This window comes from Oleispirillum naphthae, assembly GCA_027864655.1.
Taxonomy (GTDB): domain Bacteria; phylum Pseudomonadota; class Alphaproteobacteria; order Rhodospirillales; family Rhodospirillaceae; genus Oleispirillum; species Oleispirillum naphthae.
On record JAQAZG010000008.1, the window covers coordinates 86,775 to 105,328 of the forward strand.

Here is an 18,554-nt window from a genome sequence, read left to right on the forward strand (position 1 = left end):
CGCGGCGTGACGGTTGCCTGCCGCTGCGCGGCGAAAAACCAGTTATGGGGTCAAGGGGCCGCCCGGCCCCTTGCGGGTCCGGGCGGAGCCCGGCCTGGTTTTTCCCATGGCGGCACGGATGGTCGAGCGGAGTTTCTTCGCCTCGGCCTGTGCCGAGAACATAAGCTTCTCGATTTCGTCTCGTCGGTTCCAGTGTGCGTTCCACACGTCTTCGCCGACCAAAGCGGCGAGGTCGATCGGCTGGACATTCCCCCATGCCTCGAAGGCGTGTAGTCGGGCGATGCGTTGCGGGATGCCCTTAACCCCGCGCTTGGCTGGAGACTGGGCGGCGGAGCCTTGCATCCATGTCTCCCAATCCTGCCCGCCCTTCGAGTTGTTGCAGGTGCTGCAAGACGGAACGAGGTTGCGGATTTCGTCGATGTAGCCGGTCGGACGTCGGCCTTTGACGAAGGGACGCAGATGGTCCCAATCCGTTGCAGGAGCCCCGCAATAGACGCATTCCGGATGATCCGGCGATGCTCCGAGAATGGTCAGGGCTTCGAGCACCTCATCTTCCGTGGGCTTCACGCTGGGGATGATGGCCTGCACGAACACGTTCGTCACGGATGAAACCCGGCTCGTGATCGTCAGCGGCTGACGTCGTTTTTTGATCAGCTTTTCAATCAGGCGATGCATCCCTGATCCTCGGAAATCATATGCCGGCCCCTCGTCATCTGGCGAGGCGCTTTTCGGCGGCTTCAACGAGGAAGCGGGAACGCCCGCCGGGGCCTGCGACGGCATCGATCCTGCCCAGGAGATTGCGGGGAATCATGATGTTTACCCGTTCCGGCTTGAGCAGGGAGGGATCGAGATCGACGAGAAAGAGGACGGCGTCCCCTCGCTCCGGATCGGAGGTGAGATCGTCGATGGATGACGGCGGCGGCACCGGGAGTCCCTCCTCCTCCAGGACCGCGACATGCCCTGCCAGCGCCTCGGCGGCCATCGCCTTGGCCTCCTCCAGCGTGGCGCCCGCGCTGAAGCAGCCGGGAAGATCGGGAAACTCCACACCGTAGTCGCTGCCCTTGTCCTTGCGCAGGTAGGCGATGTAGGACGCCATGATGCTACCTCGTCAGTTTCAGACCGCTTTGCCGTTCGATCGCGCGGAGCGTCCCTTGCGGCATGTCCCGCTTCGGGTGGGGAACGGTCGTCAGCCCCGGCTTCTCGGGATGGATATAATGATGGTGGCTCCCGGTGATGCGTTTCAGGAGCCATCCGCCCGCTTCCAGAGCCTTGATGACGTCGCGGCTATCCATGTGTGTATTTATACACAAAAGGTGGAAAAATCAAGGCCGGTTATGGGGTCAAGGGGCCTCCCGGCCCCTTGCGGGCCTGGGCGGAGCCCGGCCTGGTTTTTACTGCGGCCAGAACGCGGTGAGCGGGGCGTCGATCACCGCGAGGCCGAGGTGGTCGGCGAAGCGGCGTTCCTTCGGCGTGGGGTTTTCGGCGACGAGCCATCCGGTGGCCTGGGGGTCGGCGTCGTAGACGATGTCGCGCACCACCATGCGTTCGGTATCTTTTTTCAGGCGAACCCCGGCGACGAGGTATTGGCGGCCCTTGCGGTAGGACTTGAGGAACGGCGGGATGGCGAAGCCGCCCATGAGTTCGGTGATGTAATCGACGAAGTCGGCGTCGGAGGCGATGTAGCTCGGCTGCGGCCGGGCGCAGCCCAGCGGCTTGAACAGGATGGGCATGTCCGCCGGGGGTGCGTCGTTTTCGGCAAGCGGCGCGTAGCCGCTGCCGTCATGGCGGAAGGCGCGATAGCGCGGATGTTCCTTGGAGATGCGGGCGATGCCCTGGATCAGCAGGTGCGGGATGGCGGCGAACAGGCCGGGCAGCACCGAATCGCGGTTGAGATCGACGACGTAGCGGGGGGTGGCGGCGGCGATCCAGCGCAGTTGCGGGCTCGCCGACCAGATGCGGGTTTCGTAGAGGTCGGTGAGGAAGCGGTCGATGAATTTGCGGCCTTTCTTGAATTCCAGGTTCATCGCGGCGCGGGAGAACTCGGTCATCAGCTTGGGCGAGAGGGGTTTGCCGCCGGTCATCGCGAGGATGAGGTCGTCGCCCTGGGCGGGCAGGGGGGCTCCGGTTTCGGCGTCGATGCTGCCGCTCTGGCTGTCGGGGCCGAGGATGGGGACGATGCGGCCGCCGGCGATGCCGGTCTGCCAGGTTTCGAGCAGGGCGGCGGTTTCCGACGGGCTCATGGCGCGGGTCTCCCTGGTTGTTCGCGGGAAGCCACGCAAGAATCGCTCCAACCGGGCGTTGCGGCGGCGCGGGCGGGGTTCGGCGGCGTGGGGGGTGTCGTGAATCCGACAAATGGAGGGATTCAGCGCGCCCAGTAGTGCAGGGAGACGCGGTACGCGCCGCCGATCACCATCACCTCGTTCTCTCCCTTCAACCGGCCGGGGAGGAGGTCGGAGGTGCAGAACACCTTCTGCCGCGGGATGCGCGCGGTGAGGATGTTGTCGCCGAACTCCCCGGCGCGGTCGGAGTCCGCGGTGAAGGAGTTCATCGCGTTGAGCACCACGGTGGCCGCGCGCGGGCCGGTGCGTTCCAGGATGTCGAAGTCGTCGATGGCGTTGACGCCGCGGTAGAGCGTGAGGTGGCCGGGCGCGGATTTCGCCAGTTCGTACTGGGCGTAGGCGTAGAGCAGGTCGAGCTGCGCGTCGAGGGCGTGGGTGGCGTAGATGCCGCGCGAGCGCTCCTCGGCGAAGCGGGCGTCGGCGGCGTCGTCCCCGGCGTGCAGGCGGCCTTTGTGGAAGCGGGTGATCAGGCCGAAGCGGCTTTCCACCCAGCCCTTGATCACCGCCGCCTCGCGGCCGTCGGAATCGAAGAACCAGCCGCGCAGCATGCGCAGGTAGTCCGCCTTGGTGCGGTGGCGTTTCGCCGTGGCGCCCGCCTCCTCCGGGGTTTCCAGGCAGAAGTGGACGGTCATGTAGTCGATGAAGCGCTCGGCGCGCGCGGCGCGGTCCGGCAGCGAATCGAGCATGGCGAACAGCTCGGCATGGAAGGGGAACACCCCGTCGAGGCGCAGATCCACGGGATCCTCCTGGAAGGAGAGCCCGCCCAGGACCACCGGCGGCAGGTTGCAGCGGTTGATCGGCAGGCGCGCCCAGCGCGGCAGGCTGGGGGTTCCGGGGGTGGTTTCAGTGTCGTCCGCCATACGGTTTCCCGAGGTTTTGTTGGGTATGCCACGCGGCCCGGGCGCCGCCCTCACAAAATTACTATAGCGGAATCAGTGCATTGTCGAGCGTTTCGGGATTGGCACAGGCATTGCTGTTGGGGGTGTGGGCCGGGTTTGTACGCCAAGCCCGCCGAAAGGATTTCTTGATCGGTCCCGCAGAAGGGGCCGCACAGAAGGGGAGAAAGACCATGGCTTTGCGTCAGTGCGCGATTTACGGCAAGGGTGGCATCGGCAAGTCCACCACCACCCAGAACCTCGTCGCCGCCCTCGCCGAGGCGGGCAAGAAGGTGTTGATCATCGGCTGCGACCCGAAGGCGGACTCCACCCGCCTGATCCTGCATGCCAAGGCGCAGGACACCATCATGAGCCTCGCCGCCGAGCACGGCAGCGTCGAAGACCTGGAACTCGAAGACGTGCTCAAGGTCGGCTACCGCGGCATCCACTGCGCCGAATCCGGCGGGCCGGAGCCGGGGGTCGGCTGCGCGGGCCGCGGCGTGATCACCGCGATCAACTTCCTGGAAGAGGAAGGCGCCTACGAGGAGGACCTCGACTTCGTGTTCTACGACGTTTTGGGCGACGTGGTGTGCGGCGGCTTCGCCATGCCGATCCGCGAGAACAAGGCGCAGGAAATCTACATCGTCTGCTCCGGCGAGATGATGGCGATGTATGCCGCCAACAACATCACCAAGGGCATCGTCAAGTACGCCACCACCGGTTCGGTGCGGCTCGCGGGCCTGATCTGCAACTCGCGCAACACCGACCGCGAGGACGAGCTGATCATGGAACTGGCGGCGAAGCTCGGCACCCAGATGATCCACTTCGTGCCGCGCGACAACATCGTGCAGCGCGCCGAAATCCGCCGCATGACGGTGATCGAGTTCGACCCCGCCAGCAAGCAGGCCGACGAGTACCGCACCCTGGCGAAGAAGATCGTCGAGAACAAGATGTTCGTGATCCCGACGCCGATCGAGATGGAAGACCTGGAAACCCTGCTGATGGAATTCGGCCTGATGGACGTCGAGGACGAAGCCATCGTCGGCAAGACCGCCGCCGAGCTGGCCGTCTGATCCGGGTTTTGTCTCAACACACGTCGGAGGAGGGCCGAATATGGCTGCGATGACGCGCGAAGAAACGCAGAACCTGATTGCCGAGGTTCTCGCGGTCTATCCCGAAAAGGCGAAGAAGGACCGCGCCAAACACCTGATGGTCAACGACCATTCGCTGGAATCGGCGAAGAAGTGCATCACCTCTAACCGCAAGGCGCTGCCCGGCGTGATGACCATCCGCGGCTGCGCCTACGCCGGGTCCCGCGGCGTGTGCTGGGGCCCGGTGAAGGACGTGGTGCACATCTCCCACGGCCCGGTGGGCTGCGGCATGTATTCCACCATGGGCCGCCGCCACTACGCCAACGGCACCACCGGGGCGGACATCTTCACCACGATCAACGTCACCTCGGACTTCCAGGAACGCGACATCGTGTTCGGCGGCGACAAGAAGCTGAAGGCGATGATCGACGAGCTGGAAAAGCTGTTCCCGCTGGCCAAGGGCTACACCATCCAGTCGGAATGCCCGATCGGCCTGATCGGCGACGACATCGAAAGCGTCGCCAAGGTCAAGTCCGCCGAGATCGGCAAGACCATCGTGCCGGTGCGGTGCGAGGGCTTCCGCGGCGTTTCGCAGTCGCTCGGCCACCACATCGCCAACGACAGCATCCGCGACTGGGTGCTGCCCACCCGCGACGGCAAGGACGACGGCTTCGAGACCACGCCCTACGACGTCAACATCCTCGCCGACTACAACATCGGCGGCGACATCTGGCCGTCGCGCATGCTGCTGGAGGAAATCGGCCTGCGCGTCATCGCCCAGACCCCCGGCGACGGCACCCTGATGGAAATGGAAAAGCTGCCCAAGGCGAAGCTCAACCTGCTCCACTGCTACCGCTCGATGAACTACATCGCGCGCCACATGGAAGAGAAGTACGGCACGCCGTGGATGGAATACAACCTCTTCGGCCCGACCAAGATCGAACAGTCCCTGCGCGCCATCGCGGAGCGCTTCGACGACAGGATCAAGGACGGCGTCGAGCGCGTGCTCGCCAAGTACAAGCCGCAGTGGCAGGCGGTGGTGGACAAGTACCGCCCGCGCCTGGAAGGCAAGACCGTGATGCTCTACGTCGGCGGCCTGCGCCCGCGCCACATCATCGGCGCGTACGAGGACCTCGGCATGAAGGTGGTCGGCACCGGCTACGAATTCGCCCACAACGACGACTACGACCGCACGATCAAGGAAATGGGCGACGCCACCCTGATCTACGACGACGTGACGGCCTACGAGCTGGACGAGTTCGTCAAGAAGATCAATCCGGACCTCATCGGCTCGGGCATCAAGGAAAAGTACCAGTTCCAGAAGATGGGCTTCCCGTTCCGTCAGATGCACTCCTGGGACTATTCCGGCCCGTACCACGGCTACGACGGGTTCGCGATCTTCGCCCGCGACATGGACATGACGCTCAACAATCCGTGCTGGACCGAAATCAAGGCCCCGTGGCTGCGTCCCGCCCAGCCGGAAACCCAGGCGGCATGAGCCGGCAACACAAAAACTTTGCGGAGGGTCGCGGACCCTCCGCGCCTCCCCTGACTTTTGGTTTTCGCGCGTAGCGCCATAGGCCTGCGGCGGTTGCAACGGAAAAGTTGCCTGCCGCTTCGCGGCGGAAAACCGGGAATGGGGGTCCGGGGCCTCAGGCCCCGGCGGGTGCGGGCGGAGCCCGCGAGGTTTCGAGCAAGCGGCGGAGCCCGCGCGTTTTGGAGTTTGACCCCCGTCGTCCACGGATGAGTGGCGCGGGAAGGAGAAGAGCCATGAGCCAGACTGTCGAGAACATCAAGGCCGGCTACCCGTTGTTCCTGGACCAGGACTACCAGGAGATGTTCGCGGGCAAGCGCGCCGGTTTCGAGGAAGCCCCCTCGCCGGAGAAGGTCCGCGAGATCTTCGAATGGACCACCACGGCCGAGTACAAGGAGATCAACTTCTCCCGCGAGGCGGTGACGATCTCCCCGGCGAAGTGCTGCCAGCCCCTGGGCGCGGTGCTGTGCGCGCTGGGGTTCGAAAAGACCCTGCCCTACGTGCACGGTTCGCAGGGGTGCGTCGCCTATTTCCGCACCTACTTCAACCGTCATTTCAAGGAGCCGGTGGCCTGCGTTTCGGACTCGATGACCGAGGACGCGGCGGTGTTCGGCGGCCACAACAACATGTACCAGGGCCTGGAAAACGCCTTCGCCCTCTATAAGCCCGAGGTCATCGCGGTCTCCACCACCTGCATGGCCGAGGTCATCGGCGACGACCTCAACGCGTTCATCAACAACGCGAAGAAGGAAGGCCACGTGCCGCAGGACCTGCCGGTGCCGTTCGCCCACACGCCCAGCTTCGTCGGCAGCCACGTCACCGGCTGGGACAACATGATGGAAGGCATCCTGCGCACCTTCACCGCGCAGGCGATGGAAGGCAAGGAGCCGGGCGCGAACGGCAAGATCAACCTGGTGCCGGGTTTCGAAACCTACCTCGGCAACTATCGTGTGCTGAAGCGCATGATGGACGAGATGGACGCGCCCTACACCCTGCTTTGCGACCCCACCGAGGTGCTGGACACCCCGGCGGACGGCGAATACCGCATGTACGCGGGCGGCACCACCCAGTACGAGGCCAAGGACGCGCCCAACGCCATCGACACCCTGCTGCTGCAACCGTGGCAGCTCACCAAGACCCGCAAGATGGTCAAGGACCTGTGGAACCAGCCCGCCACCCCGGTGGTCTACCCGATGGGCCTCGCAGGCACCGATGCCTTCCTGATGGCGGTCTCGGAACTGACCGGCAAGCCGATCCCCGAGAGCCTGGTGAAGGAGCGCGGCCGCCTGGTGGACATGATGACCGACAGCCACTCCTGGCTGCACGGCAGGAAGGTTGCGCTGTGGGGCGATGCGGATTTCGTCCTCGGCATGGTGCGCTTCCTCCTGGAGCTGGGGGCGGAGCCGACGCACATCCTCTGCGCCCACGCCAACAAGAAGTGGGAAAAGGAAGTCCAGAAGGTGCTGGACGCCTCCCCCTTCGGCGCCAACGGCAAGATCTACGTCGGCAAGGACCTCTGGCACATGCGCTCGCTGGTGTTCACCGACCGGCCGGACTTCATGATCGGCAACTCCTACGGCAAGTTCATCCAGCGCGACACCCGCGCGCTCGATCCGGACTTCGAGGTGCCGCTGATCCGCATCGGCTTCCCGATCTTCGACCGCCACCACCTGCACCGCGCCACCACCATCGGCTACGAGGGCGCGATGCAGATGCTCACCACCATCGTCAACGCGGTGCTGGAGCAGCTGGACAAGGAAACGGGGTTGCTGGGCAAGACCGATTACAACTACGATCTGGTTCGCTAAGGTTTCCGAAGGGCGGCCGCGGCGCTCCGGAGCTTCCGGAACGGCGCAGCCGCCCCCCGGTTTTTCCGGGCGGAAGCTCCGTTCAACTTCGGAAACCTGAGGAGGCAGCCATGCCCAGCGTCATGGTGCGGCGGAACGACGAAGGCAAACTGTTGTTCTATGTCGCAAAAAAGGACCTGGAGGAGGTCATCGCGTCGGTGGAGCACGATACCGCCGACGCATGGGGCGGCGAGGTCACCCTCGGCGATGGGGAGACGTTCTACATCGACCCGATCAGTCCGCCCCCGGCCTTCCCCACCACTCTGCGTTTCAAGCGAATCGATTGAACCCGGACGGGCCGCAGTGCCGCGCGGCCGATCCGTAGAGAAGGAGAACCAAGCCGTGGCCATGATCATCGACAAGGACAGCTGCACCGCCTGCGGCGAATGCCAGACCGTCTGCCCGACCGGGGCGATCTCCCCGGCCAAGGGCGTCTACAAGATCGACCCCGAGGTCTGCACCGAATGCGCGGGCGAGGCCGACGAGCCGCAGTGCATGAATACCTGCCCCGACGGCTGCATCGACTACCTCACCGCCTGAACCTCATCGGCGGAGGACCGGCAAATCCCGGTCCTCCCCATCCACCCACGTTGCGGGAGGTTGCCATGCCTGAAGCCGTCCACCCGATCACCGAGGCGATCGCCCTGCGCATCGGCCTGGCCGCCCGCGCCCTGCCGGATGTGGAGCCGCAGCGCCTGATCCAGGCGATCCTCGACGCGCTCAAGGGCGAAACCCCCAACCCGATCAACCTCCAGGCCCTCACCGTGCGCCGCCTCAAGGAATCCCTCTCCGGCGAACTGGCGGAACAGCCGAACGCGCAACTGAAGGAGGCGGTGGCCTACCTGCGCGGCGAAATCGCGGTGACCGAAATGGCCGGCGACCTGCCCACGCCCGCGCCGTACGAAGACGGCGACATGCCCGCCTCGATCCGCGTCGCGCTCGCCTCCAACGCCGGGCAATCGCTCGACGGCCACTTCGGCACCTGCGTGCGCTTCCTGATCTATCAGGTCTCCCCCACCGAGACCCGCCTGGTGGAGGTGCGCCGCGCCGAGAACGGCCGCACCGAGGACATGGACAAGAACGACCTGCGGGCCGAACAGCTGCGCGATTGCGATCTGCTCTACGTCGTCTCCATCGGCGGCCCCGCCGCCGCCAAGGTGGTGCGCCGCGATATCCACCCGGTGAAGAAGCCCGCGGGCGGCGAGGCCCGCATCATCCTCGCGGAACTCCAGGGCGCGCTCGCCGCGCCGCCGCCGTGGCTCGCCAAGGCGATGGGCCGCACCTATGCCCACGCCTGGGAACCCGTGGATGATTGACCGCGAAACCCTCGCCCAGGCCCTGGAAACCGTCGCCCGAAGCGCAAGCCGCGACGCCGACGCCATCGCCAAAACCCTGCGCGCCGCGCTGCCGGACCTCATCGTCTCCACCTGCGACGACGACGACGTCTGCGGCATCCCCCCGCTCGCCCGAACCCCGGGCGTCAACCTCTACCTCCTCTCCTCCTCCGGCGCCTGCCTCGGCCTCACCCGCGACCCGGAAATGGCGCTGGGCCTGGTGCTGGCGCAGGTGACGGACCCGGAAGAGTAGAAGGCCAAAAACACGCGGGCGGTAAAATTCCGCAGATGCGGAGTATTACCCTTCGGGCCGCCTCCGGCGTCTCTCGAAACGCTTTGCGTTTCTCGCCCGCCCACACCCGCGAGGGGAGTTGGGGAAAGCCGAGTGATGGGATCGAAGGGGCCGAGCCCCTTCGCGGGGTCCAGGGGCGGCGCCCCTGGCTCTATGAGTCCTGGAATTTTTCCACATCCAATGTGTGGGCGGGTGTACCCTTGCGGCGGGGCGTTTTCGGCTGCGCGGGGGCTTGCGCGGCCGGGTTTCAGCAAGAGGAATCGGACTGTGAGCACCATCAAGAATTTGCAGGAGGCGTTTGCCGGCGAGAGCCAGGCGAACCGCCGGTATCTGGCCTATGCCGAGCAGGCGGATGCGGAGGGGTTGCCGGGCGTGGCGCGGCTGTTGCGCGGCGTGGCGGCGGCGGAGACGATTCATGCGCTGACCCATCTCAAGGCGATGAACGGGGTGAAGGACACCGCGGCCAACCTTGCCGAGGCGTTGTCCGGCGAGGAGCACGAGTTCGCCGAGATGTATCCGCCGATGGTGGCGGAGGCCGAGGCCGAGGGGCAGAAGCGGGCCGCCCGTTCGATGGGCAACGCCATGCAGGTGGAGAAGATTCACTTCGGCCTGTTCGGCAAGGCCGCGGAGGCGGTGAAGGCGGGGCATGACCTGGAGGCCCCGGAGGTGCGCATCTGCCCGGTGTGCGGCCACACGGTGATCGGCGATGCGCCGGACGCCTGCCCGGTGTGCGGCTGCGGCGGCGCGCGTTACGAACTGGTGGCATAGGCGGAAAGCGCCGCGCCCGGGGCCGGTGCGGGCGCGGCGTCAGCGCCGCGAGAGCAGTGCGGAGAAATCCGCGCCCGGCATCGGGTGGCCGAACAGGTATCCCTGCGCGAGATCGCATTGCTCCAGGCGCAGCAGGGCGGCGGCCTCTTCGGTTTCGACGCCCTCGGCCACCACGGTCAGCTTCAGGCTGTGCGCCATCTGCACGATGGCGCGGACGATCGCCACGTCCTCGTCGTTTCGGCAGATGTCGCTGACGAAGGAGCGGTCGATCTTCAGACGATCGACGCGGAAGCGTTTCAGGTAGGCGAGGCTGGAATAGCCGGTGCCGAAGTCGTCGATCGACAGCCGCACCCCCAGGCTGCCCAGGCGGCGGGTCAGGCCCATCACCGCATCGACGTTGTGCATGAGCAGGGATTCGGTGATTTCCAGTTCCAGGCGTTCGGGCGCGAGGCCGCTCTCGGACAGGGCGGCGACGACGCGCGCCTCCAGGTCGTCGCGCCGGAACTGCACCGCCGACAGGTTGACCGCGACGCCGGGCGCGTTCCGGCCGCCCGGCCAGGCGGCGGCCTGGCGGCAGGCCTCGCGCAGCACCCAATCGCCGATCGGCACGATCAGGCCGCTTTCCTCCGCGATGGGAATGAACTCCGCCGGGGAGACCAGGCCGCGTTCCGGATGCTGCCAGCGGATCAGCGCCTCCGCCCCCACCAGGCGTCCGTCCTCCAGGGCGACCAGCGGCTGAAAGAACAGGCGGAACTCGCCGCGCTCCAGGGCGCGTTGCAGGCCGCCGCGCAGGTCCAGGTGCGCCATCGCCTCGACGTTCATCTGCTCGGTGAAGAAGCGGTAGGTGCTGCGTCCGCTCTGCTTGGCGTGATACATCGCGGTATCCGCCTTTTTCAGCAGGGTGTCGAAGTCGCCGCCGTCGTCGGGGTAGAGGACGACGCCGATCGACGCGGTGGAGGAGATCGCGGTGCCGTGCAGCGTCACCGGCAGGGCGATCGCCTCCTGGATATGCGCCATCGCCTCGGTCACCGATTCGGTGTCGCGCACGTGGTTCAACACCACGACGAACTCGTCGCCGCCGAGGCGGCAGACGGTGTCGCTTTCGCGCAGGGCGGCGCGCAGGCGGGCCGCCGCCAGGCGCAACAGTTCGTCGCCCGCCGGATGCCCCAGGGAATCGTTGATCGTCTTGAACTGGTCGAGGTCGAGGAACAGCATCGCCATGCGCCGCCCCAGCCGGTCGGAAAGCGCGATCGCCTGCTCCACCCGGTCCTGCAGCAAACGCCGGTTGGGCAGGCCGGTGAGCGCGTCGTGGTGCGCCAGGAACTCCATGCGCGCCTGCGCCGCCTTGCGCTCCGAGATGTCGCGCGCCACCACCAGCATCCGCTCCCTCTCGCCGTCCAGGCGGGCGAGGCGCATCGACACCTCGGTCCAGAAGAACTCGCCGTCCAGTGTCCTGGCATGCCACTCGAAGATCTGCGGCGCGCCGGACGCCGCGAGGCGGAACCGTTCCTGCGCCGCCTCGCGGCAATAGGGGTGCCGTCCCTCGCTGAGGTCCTCGACGGCGAACGCCGCCTCCGGCGCGTCGCCGAGGCGGAACATCTCGCGGGCGCGGCGGTTGACCGCCAGGATGTCCATGCTCTCGATATCGTGGACGAAGATCGCGTCGTTGACGTTGTCGAAGATGGCGCGGAAGCGTTCCTCCCCCACCGCCAGGTTGGCGAGGGCGCGGGAGAGGCTGGCGGTCTTCGCCGCGACCCGGCGGCGCAACGCCCAGTTCCACGCCAGCAACAGGGCGGCGGCGGCGGCGGCGAACGGCAGATACCGCGCCATCTCGCGCAGGGCCTGGGTGCGGCCGTTCAGGGCGATGCCCAGCCAGCGCTCCTCGACGGCGCGCCGTTCCTCTGGGCCGATGCGGGAAAAGCCGTCGCGCACCTGCTGCAGAAAGGCCTCGTCGCCGCGGTTGACCGCCCAATGGAACCGGCCGGAATAAAGCGGCGCGGTGTGGCGGATCAGGCCTTCCACGCCCTTCTTGTAGGCGAGGTAGAGCGCCGGGGGATTGTCGATGCAGGCGACCAGGCTCTCGTGCGCCACCAGGGCGTCGATCATCGCCCCGTAGTTCGGGTAGGCGCGCACCGCGGTGATGTCGTGCTCGGCCAGCCAATCGATGCAGGCGTCCCCCGCCTTGACCCCGACGGTGAAACCGCGCAGCGACGCGATATCGGCAATTCCCGAAAGGTCGCGGTGGAAGAAGATCGATACGTCCAGGGTGGCATAGGGTTCGGAGAAGGCGAGGCTTCTTTCCCGCTCCGGGGTCTGGAAGATGGTGTCGATGACGTCGGCGCGGCCGGTCGCCATGCGCCGTTGCGCCTCGCTCCAGTCGAAGGCCTGAAGATCGACGGCGACGCCGGTGCGCGCCGACCACAGCCCCCACAGATCGACCAGGATGCCGCGCAGTTCCCCGGATTCGTCGCGGAAGACATAGGGCGGGTAGTTGCCGTCCAGCACCACGGTGACCGGGGCGGCGGCGGTCGAGGCCGCGGCGCCGCGGCCGCGCGCCGCGGCAGGCGCCGCGGCGGACGCCATGGCGAGCAGCAACACGCATGCGAACCCGATGCCGCGCAGCCGGTTGTTCAAGTCGTCTCCCCCTCGCAAGGCCGACGATGCTAGTGTGCGTCACCGGACCTGAAAAGTGAAACCATGCGGTAAAAAGCGGATATCCCGGGAAAGCCCGGCACGTGCGTGCGCCCACGGGTCTTCGGCGCACGAGAAAACGCCGCGCCGGGAGCGATCCTGGCGCGGCGTTCGCATTTCGGCGGTGTGCCGGAAGGCTTACTCGACCACGAGGTTGGCGGCGGAGGTCTTGCCCTTGCGGGGGTCGCGCTGCAACTCGAAGCTCAGCGTCTGGCCTTCGTTGAGGGTGGACAGACCGGCGCGCTCCACGGCGCTGATGTGCACGAACACATCGGCAGAGCCGTCTTCCGGCTGGATGAAACCATAGCCCTTTTGGGCGTTAAACCACTTTACGGTTCCCTTCGGCATTCTTAATCCATTTCAGTAAGAGGGTTGTCGTTCCACCCCCGTCCGGCCTGTCCGGGCGGGGGAATTTTGTTCAGGCGGCTCGGGAGATCGGCCGCGAGCCGCGGCGGCGGCGGGAGCCGCTCTTGCTTTTCCCGGCCGGGGCGGCGGTTTTCTGCCGTTCGTTCGGCTGGGGCGCCCGGCGGTTAGGCTCGTCGGGCCAGTCGATCAGGGTGCGCTTGATCAGCTTCTCGATATCGCGCAGGAGCGGGCGCTCGGCGTCGTCGCACAGCGAGACGGCGGTGCCGGAGGCTCCGGCGCGCGCGGTGCGGCCGATGCGGTGGACGTAGGATTCGGGCACGTTGGGCAGCTCGAAATTGATGACGTGGGAGACGCCTTCGATGTCGAGGCCGCGCGCGGCGATGTCGGTGGCCACCAGGATGGCGATGGCGCCGTTCTTGAAGTCGCGCAGCGTGCGCTCGCGCTGGGACTGGCTCTTGTTGCCGTGGATCGCCCCTGCCGCAAGCCCCTCCTGGGCGAGGTGGCGCGCCACCCGGTCGGCGCCGTGCTTGGTGCGGGTGAAGACGATGGCCGAGGTCATCGTCTTGCCGCGGAGGATATCGACCAGGGCGGCGCGTTTGTCCGCCGCGGGCACGCGGATCGCGGATTGCGTCACCAGGTCCGCCGGGCGCGCCGCGGGGGTGACGCTCACCTCCTGCGGGTCGTGGAGGAACTCCTGCGCCAGGGTGCGGATCGGCGGCGGCATGGTGGCGGAGAAGAGCGCGGTGCGGCGCGCCTTCGGCACCTTGGCCATGATGCGGCGGATCGCGGGCAGGAAGCCCAGGTCGAGCATCTGGTCGGCTTCGTCCAGCACTGCCCAGATGACGCCGGAGAGGCGCACCGCGCCGGTGCCCATGTGGTCGAGCAGCCGCCCGGGGGTGGCGATCACGATGTCGGGGCCGCGGCGCAGCGCCGCGAGCTGCGGCTGCGCCGAGACGCCGCCGAAGATCACCGTGGAGCTGAGGTGGAGGAAGCGCCCATAGCTTTGCACGCAAGCGCCGATCTGCGCCGCGAGTTCGCGGGTGGGGGCGACGATGAGGGCGCGCGGCTCTCCCGGCGCGGCGCGGCGCGGCAGGGCGGAGAGCGCCTGCAGCATCGGCAGCACGAAGGCCGCGGTCTTGCCGGTGCCGGTCTGGGCGACGCCCACGACGTCGCGTCCGGTGAGCAGCGGCGGGATTGCGCCTGCCTGGATGGGGGTGGGGGTTGTGTAGCCTTCCGCGCCGATTGCGCGGAGGAGAGGCTCGGCCAGGCCGAGCTCGGAAAATCGTGTCAAGTCGTATCGTACCGTTGTCATCGCTGCTCTCCGGCTCGATTCGGGCCGGGCGCGGCGTAGTGAAATCAGGAGGAAGCTGGCGTAGATCCGCTGCCTTATGGCATCCCTTTTGGGACCACTCGATGGCGGCAAACCGTATGCGGCGCGGCACATCCAGAGAAAACGCCGTCGGGGAATCCGCTATATGCGATCCGTCTACGCGCGGCGTCTTGATGCGCTGAGATGCGCATAGTTCGGGACAAAGCACAAGAGATTTCGTAAAGCGGCGGTTTCAGGCGTGGCGATTGAACCAGTCGGCGATGGCGCGCGCGTCCATCGCGCCGCTGGTGCGGGCGATTTCCCGGCCGCTGTCGAAGAGGATCATGGTGGGAATGGACTGGATTCCATGGCGCGCCGCGAGCGCGGGCGCCGCCTCGGTCTCGACCTTCACCAGGCGGGCGCGCGGCTCCAGGTTCTGCGCCGCCTGCGCGAACATCGGCGCCATCATCCGGCAGGGGCCGCACCAGGCGGCCCAGAAATCGACGAGCAGCGGCAGCCCGCTCCCCGCCAGGTGCTTTTCGAAGCGCGCGGCGGTGAGTTCCACCGGGCGCCCCTCGAACAAGGGCTTGCCGCAGCTGCCGCATTTGCCGCGCACGCCGGGGACGAGCCTTTCCACCGGCGCGCGGTTGACCGCGTCGCAATGCGGGCAGACGACGTGGATGGTTTCCGGCATATCCTGTCCTCCCGCAACAAGATGTGCGGTGCGGCGGCGCGCTTGTCCAGGCGCTCAGGTGGGGTAGACCGAGACGCTGTTGGCCACCGAGTCCGCCACGTGTTCCTTGGTGATCACGCCCACCAGGTCGTCGGGCTGCGGCGTGCCGTGCTTGCGCACCACCAGCGCCATCACCGCCTGCTTGCGCCACATCCGGCGGATCACGTCGAAGGCGATGTCGTCCTCGTAGACCAGGGTGAACTTGCGGGTGGCGATGTCGCGCATGGTGAGGCCCGGCAGGCGCTGCGCCGATTCGTGGGGCAGCGCCATGTTGAAGCGGATCGCCCCGAGGATGCGGTTGTTTTCCGTCACCGCCACATGGCACATCCGTCCGGCATAGTCCGCATGCGCCGCGAGGAAATCCTCCAGCGGCATATCCGCGGGGACGATCAGCAGATCGGTGTCCATCACCTCCCTGGCGTGGCGCACCAGGAACATGTTGGCGTGCAGCGCCTTGGGCATCACCCGGCCGCGCCGCACCAGCTTGAGGGTGTAGATGTTCTCCGGCGAGAGCAGACGGCGCACCCCGACGCTCACCGCCACCGCGAGGATCAGCGGCAGGACGATGCCGTAGTCGAGCGTCATCTCGAAGATCATCGTCACCGCGGCCATCGCCGCGCCGGTGCCGCCGCCCACCATCGCCCCCATGCCGACCATGGCGAAGGCGGGCACGTTGACCGCGAACGGCAGCCCGAGCAGGGAGAGCCCGGCGGCGAAGGCGCCGCCGATGGTCGCGCCCATGAACAGCGAGGGCGAGAAGATGCCGCCGGAGGAGCCGGAGCCGAGGCTGAGCGAGGTCGCCGCCATCTTGCAGAGGAACAGCAGCAACAGCAGCCCCGCGCCGGACAGGTTGCCGACCAGGATCGCCTGAATGGTGGAATAGCCGACTCCCTCGACGAAGTAGTGGCCGAAGCCGACCTGCAGCAGATAGATCATCACGCCGACCAGCAGCATGCCGAGGATGTGGCGGGTGTAGCGGCCCTCGATGCGGTCGAAGAGATCCTCCGCCAGGTGCAGCCCGCGCACGAACCCCGCGGCGGCGATGCCGGTGATCCCGCCGAGAACCGCATAGAGGCAGAGCAGCAGAAGGGCGGCGCCGTCGGTGCCGATGGGGGTGAGGTGCGGCACCGCGAAGGCGGGCATGTCGCCGAAGAAGAAGCGCCCGATGAAGGTGGCGGTGCCGGTGGCCACCGCCACCGGCAGGAAGGTGCGGGTGCTGATCTCCGGCATCATCAGCTCGACGGCGAACATCACCCCGCCGAGCGGCGTGTTGAAGGTGGAGGCGATGCCCGCGCCCGCGCCCGCGGCGACCAGGATGATGCGCTCCCCCGGCGGCATGCGCACGATCTGGCCGAGGGTGGAGCCGAGCGCCGCGCCGATCTGGATGATCGGGCCCTCGCGCCCCACCGCCGCGCCGCTGCCGATGGCGAAGGCGGAACTCAGCGACTTCACCACCGCCACCACCGGGCGGATGATGCCGCCCTTGTAGTAGATCGCGTCCATCACCTCGGGCACGCCGTGGCCCTTCGCCTCCGGCGCGAAGGTGGAGACCAGGAAGGTGACGATGATCGCGCCCGCCACCGGCACCAGAATCACCGCCGGTCCCCACGGGCTCGCCGGGGTGAACAGGTTGGCGTCGTAGTTCACCGCCCATTCGCCGAGGAAGAACACGTTGTGAATCAGCCCGATGAGCGCGCGGAACAGCACCGCGCCGAGGCCGGTGACGGTGCCCACCATCACCGCGAGGATCGACAGAACCACCAGCCCGATGCGGTGGACCTCGTCATCGGACGAATCGGGTGAGGCCCCTGCCTCCCGTCCGGCCTTCGCCGTCAGGCGGTTGAGCAGGGGGATACGCTGAAGCCGGATAGCCACGGAATGCCTCTCGAAGATCGCAAAACAAAACCACAGGCACGGCGCGCGCGCGCCTGCCTTGAAATAGGGATGTCAAATCATGGGCCGAACGCGCGGCAAAGGCCACGGTTGAGTCCGATTCCGGGAAAATTAATCGCCGATACGCCCCCTCAGAGGGGAAGCTCCATGTCGCGGTGCGGAATCCCCGCTTCCAGGTATTCCCCGCCGACCACGGCGAAGCCGAGCTTGAGATAGAACCCCAGGGCATGCACCTGCGCCCCCAGGCGCGCCGTCTTCGCCCGGCCTGCGCGGCGGATCTCCGCCAGCGCGAAGTCCATCACCGCCGCCCCCGCGCCGGTGCCGCGCCGGGATTCGATGACGCAGACGCGCTGTATCTTCGCCACGCCGTCCAGATACTTGATCCGCGCCGTGGCCACCGCCTCGCCGTTCTCCCGAGCCAGAACGTGCACGCACGCATCGTCCAGGCCGTCGAACTCGATCTCCTCGGAAACCCCCTGCTCGCCCACGAACACCAGATGCCGCAGCCGCAAACATGCGGCGCGGTCGGCCTCGCTGGCGGCGATGACGATGTCCATGACGGCCTCCTGAGCTTCCCCCATGCCCCTACCGCTCCCCGCCCGGCTTGGCAAGAGGAGACGCGGGAAAAACCAGGCCAGGGGCGCTGCCCCTGGACCTCGCAAGGGGCCGGGAGGCCCCTTGACCCCATAACTTGTTTTCGCCGCGTAGCGGCTATCAACCGTTACGCGGCGTGATGGCTCTATGGCGCTCCGCGCAAAACCGAGGGGAGGTCCGGAGGGCCCGCGGCCCTCCGGGCGGGGCGCGGGGCGGCAGCCCCGCCGTAATCTCAGGCGGGCTTTGCAGGCCAGGCGATGAGCGCGGTCCGGGCGACGGCTTCCAGTTCGGCGCGGCCGGCGCCGGAGGATGCCTGGATCGCCATGCCCTGGACGACGGTGGTGAGGTAGCGCATCAGCGACGGCAGGTCGGCGTCGGCGGGAATCTGCCCGGCGTCGCGCGCCGCGGCGAGGCGCTTGAGCATCGCGTCCTCGTAGTCGATGCGGATTTTTTCCAGTTCCCCCTTCACCGAGGCCGACTGTTCGGTGCAGGTGGCGAGGCCCTTGACGGCGAGGCAGCCGACCGGGTGCGTCGGGTCGGTCATCATCGCAGCGGCGCCCATCAGCAGCTTTTCGGCGAGGCCGTAGGCGTTGGGCGCGGCGAGGGCTTCGGAGAGGTAGGCGACCTTGACGTTGACGTAGCGGTCGAGAGCCTTGCGGAAGAGGTCTTCCTTGTTGCCGAAGGCGGCATAGAGGCTGGGCCGGTTGATCCCCATCGCCTGGGTCAGATCGGTCAGCGAAGCGCCATCGAACCCTTTGCGCCAGAACACTTCCAGCGCGGCGTCCAGGGCCTTCTCGACGCAGAACGCGCGAGGCCTGCCCATCGCCATTTTTCGCTCCTCCTTGACTTTTGTATCTTTCGGTAAAAATAGTCTGTTGACAGCCCGCT

At 67.1% G+C, this 18,554-nt stretch carries 20 protein-coding genes; 8 read left to right on the forward strand and 12 right to left on the reverse strand.

Going from position 1 to position 18,554, the window contains the following annotated elements:
• Positions 1–42 precede the first annotated feature (42 nt).
• The 5 genes from O7R11_RS10185 to O7R11_RS10205 form a co-directional block, all read right to left on the reverse strand.
• Positions 43–675: an HNH endonuclease gene (locus tag O7R11_RS10185; protein WP_337997408.1), complete on the reverse strand. Its 633-nt coding sequence runs from the start codon at positions 673–675 to the stop codon at positions 43–45.
• A 34-nt stretch (positions 676–709) separates the two neighbouring features.
• Positions 710–1,096 carry a type II toxin-antitoxin system HicB family antitoxin gene (locus tag O7R11_RS10190; protein WP_337997409.1) on the reverse strand — a complete coding sequence of 129 codons (387 nt, stop codon included), beginning with the start codon at positions 1,094–1,096 and terminating at the stop codon, positions 710–712.
• A 4-nt stretch (positions 1,097–1,100) separates the two neighbouring features.
• Positions 1,101–1,292, reverse strand: coding sequence for a type II toxin-antitoxin system HicA family toxin (locus O7R11_RS10195; protein WP_337997410.1), 192 nt, complete (start codon positions 1,290–1,292; stop codon positions 1,101–1,103).
• Positions 1,293–1,391: 99 nt separating this feature from the next.
• The gene (locus tag O7R11_RS10200) at positions 1,392–2,240 is read right to left on the reverse strand and encodes an SIR2 family protein (protein WP_337997411.1); all 849 of its coding nucleotides are present in this window, start codon (positions 2,238–2,240) and stop codon (positions 1,392–1,394) included.
• Between the two features lie 122 nt (positions 2,241–2,362).
• A complete protein-coding gene (locus O7R11_RS10205) occupies positions 2,363–3,199 on the reverse strand; it encodes an NAD(+)--dinitrogen-reductase ADP-D-ribosyltransferase (protein WP_337997412.1) in 837 nt (278 codons plus the stop codon).
• A gap of 209 nt (positions 3,200–3,408) precedes the next feature.
• Here O7R11_RS10205 and nifH point away from each other — a divergent pair, with 209 nt between their 5' ends.
• The 8 genes from nifH to O7R11_RS10245 all read left to right on the forward strand — a co-directional run bounded on the left by nifH (position 3,409) and on the right by O7R11_RS10245 (position 10,080).
• Entirely contained in the window at positions 3,409–4,287 is an 879-nt protein-coding gene (gene nifH, locus O7R11_RS10210; protein WP_337997413.1) for a nitrogenase iron protein, read from the forward strand.
• Between the two features lie 40 nt (positions 4,288–4,327).
• Positions 4,328–5,803 carry a nitrogenase molybdenum-iron protein alpha chain gene (nifD, locus tag O7R11_RS10215; RefSeq protein ID WP_337997414.1) on the forward strand — a complete coding sequence of 492 codons (1,476 nt, stop codon included), beginning with the start codon at positions 4,328–4,330 and terminating at the stop codon, positions 5,801–5,803.
• Positions 5,804–6,075: 272 nt separating this feature from the next.
• Positions 6,076–7,647, forward strand: coding sequence for a nitrogenase molybdenum-iron protein subunit beta (nifK, locus tag O7R11_RS10220; protein WP_337997415.1), 1,572 nt, complete (start codon positions 6,076–6,078; stop codon positions 7,645–7,647).
• Between the two features lie 110 nt (positions 7,648–7,757).
• Positions 7,758–7,973 (forward strand): putative nitrogen fixation protein NifT, encoded by a 216-nt coding sequence (gene nifT, locus O7R11_RS10225; protein ID WP_337997416.1) that lies wholly within the window; start codon positions 7,758–7,760, stop codon positions 7,971–7,973.
• A gap of 61 nt (positions 7,974–8,034) precedes the next feature.
• Positions 8,035–8,226 (forward strand): 4Fe-4S binding protein, encoded by a 192-nt coding sequence (locus O7R11_RS10230; protein WP_337997487.1) that lies wholly within the window; start codon positions 8,035–8,037, stop codon positions 8,224–8,226.
• A gap of 65 nt (positions 8,227–8,291) precedes the next feature.
• Positions 8,292–9,002, forward strand: a complete 711-nt coding sequence (locus tag O7R11_RS10235) for a NifB/NifX family molybdenum-iron cluster-binding protein (protein WP_337997417.1) — start codon at positions 8,292–8,294, stop codon at positions 9,000–9,002.
• Complete coding sequence (locus O7R11_RS10240; RefSeq protein ID WP_337997418.1) at positions 8,995–9,273, forward strand: DUF6129 family protein; 279 nt, start codon at positions 8,995–8,997, stop codon at positions 9,271–9,273. Before O7R11_RS10235 ends, O7R11_RS10240 begins: the two co-directional genes overlap by 8 nt.
• 306 nt (positions 9,274–9,579) lie before the next feature.
• Positions 9,580–10,080 carry a rubrerythrin family protein gene (locus tag O7R11_RS10245; RefSeq protein WP_337997419.1) on the forward strand — a complete coding sequence of 167 codons (501 nt, stop codon included), beginning with the start codon at positions 9,580–9,582 and terminating at the stop codon, positions 10,078–10,080.
• Between the two features lie 39 nt (positions 10,081–10,119).
• Here O7R11_RS10245 and O7R11_RS10250 read toward each other — a convergent pair whose 3' ends face one another.
• The 7 genes from O7R11_RS10250 to O7R11_RS10280 form a co-directional block, all read right to left on the reverse strand.
• Entirely contained in the window at positions 10,120–12,714 is a 2,595-nt protein-coding gene (locus O7R11_RS10250) for an EAL domain-containing protein (protein ID WP_337997420.1), read from the reverse strand.
• Between the two features lie 195 nt (positions 12,715–12,909).
• Positions 12,910–13,119 (reverse strand): cold-shock protein, encoded by a 210-nt coding sequence (locus O7R11_RS10255; protein WP_337997421.1) that lies wholly within the window; start codon positions 13,117–13,119, stop codon positions 12,910–12,912.
• 70 nt (positions 13,120–13,189) lie between these two features.
• Positions 13,190–14,449, reverse strand: coding sequence for a DEAD/DEAH box helicase (locus O7R11_RS10260; RefSeq protein WP_337997422.1), 1,260 nt, complete (start codon positions 14,447–14,449; stop codon positions 13,190–13,192).
• A gap of 250 nt (positions 14,450–14,699) precedes the next feature.
• Positions 14,700–15,140 (reverse strand): thioredoxin TrxC, encoded by a 441-nt coding sequence (gene trxC / locus O7R11_RS10265; RefSeq protein WP_337997423.1) that lies wholly within the window; start codon positions 15,138–15,140, stop codon positions 14,700–14,702.
• Between the two features lie 54 nt (positions 15,141–15,194).
• Entirely contained in the window at positions 15,195–17,054 is a 1,860-nt protein-coding gene (locus tag O7R11_RS10270; RefSeq protein WP_337997424.1) for a chloride channel protein, read from the reverse strand.
• A gap of 149 nt (positions 17,055–17,203) precedes the next feature.
• Entirely contained in the window at positions 17,204–17,653 is a 450-nt protein-coding gene (locus O7R11_RS10275; protein ID WP_337997425.1) for a GNAT family N-acetyltransferase, read from the reverse strand.
• Between the two features lie 245 nt (positions 17,654–17,898).
• Positions 17,899–18,489: a TetR/AcrR family transcriptional regulator gene (locus O7R11_RS10280; RefSeq protein ID WP_337997426.1), complete on the reverse strand. Its 591-nt coding sequence runs from the start codon at positions 18,487–18,489 to the stop codon at positions 17,899–17,901.
• Positions 18,490–18,554 lie beyond the last annotated feature (65 nt).

Coding starts and splice junctions, on each gene's coding strand:
- O7R11_RS10185 (WP_337997408.1), bottom strand. CDS start 675: ATGCATCGCCTGATTGAAAAGCTGATCAAAAAACGACGTCAGCCGCTG.
- O7R11_RS10190 (WP_337997409.1), bottom strand. CDS start 1,096: ATGGCGTCCTACATCGCCTACCTGCGCAAGGACAAGGGCAGCGACTAC.
- O7R11_RS10195 (WP_337997410.1), bottom strand. CDS start 1,292: ATGGATAGCCGCGACGTCATCAAGGCTCTGGAAGCGGGCGGATGGCTC.
- O7R11_RS10200 (WP_337997411.1), bottom strand. CDS start 2,240: ATGAGCCCGTCGGAAACCGCCGCCCTGCTCGAAACCTGGCAGACCGGC.
- O7R11_RS10205 (WP_337997412.1), bottom strand. CDS start 3,199: ATGGCGGACGACACTGAAACCACCCCCGGAACCCCCAGCCTGCCGCGC.
- nifH (WP_337997413.1), top strand. CDS start 3,409: ATGGCTTTGCGTCAGTGCGCGATTTACGGCAAGGGTGGCATCGGCAAG.
- nifD (WP_337997414.1), top strand. CDS start 4,328: ATGGCTGCGATGACGCGCGAAGAAACGCAGAACCTGATTGCCGAGGTT.
- nifK (WP_337997415.1), top strand. CDS start 6,076: ATGAGCCAGACTGTCGAGAACATCAAGGCCGGCTACCCGTTGTTCCTG.
- nifT (WP_337997416.1), top strand. CDS start 7,758: ATGCCCAGCGTCATGGTGCGGCGGAACGACGAAGGCAAACTGTTGTTC.
- O7R11_RS10230 (WP_337997487.1), top strand. CDS start 8,035: ATGATCATCGACAAGGACAGCTGCACCGCCTGCGGCGAATGCCAGACC.
- O7R11_RS10235 (WP_337997417.1), top strand. CDS start 8,292: ATGCCTGAAGCCGTCCACCCGATCACCGAGGCGATCGCCCTGCGCATC.
- O7R11_RS10240 (WP_337997418.1), top strand. CDS start 8,995: ATGATTGACCGCGAAACCCTCGCCCAGGCCCTGGAAACCGTCGCCCGA.
- O7R11_RS10255 (WP_337997421.1), bottom strand. CDS start 13,119: ATGCCGAAGGGAACCGTAAAGTGGTTTAACGCCCAAAAGGGCTATGGT.
- O7R11_RS10260 (WP_337997422.1), bottom strand. CDS start 14,449: ATGACAACGGTACGATACGACTTGACACGATTTTCCGAGCTCGGCCTG.
- trxC (WP_337997423.1), bottom strand. CDS start 15,140: ATGCCGGAAACCATCCACGTCGTCTGCCCGCATTGCGACGCGGTCAAC.
- O7R11_RS10275 (WP_337997425.1), bottom strand. CDS start 17,653: ATGGGGGAAGCTCAGGAGGCCGTCATGGACATCGTCATCGCCGCCAGC.
- O7R11_RS10280 (WP_337997426.1), bottom strand. CDS start 18,489: ATGGGCAGGCCTCGCGCGTTCTGCGTCGAGAAGGCCCTGGACGCCGCG.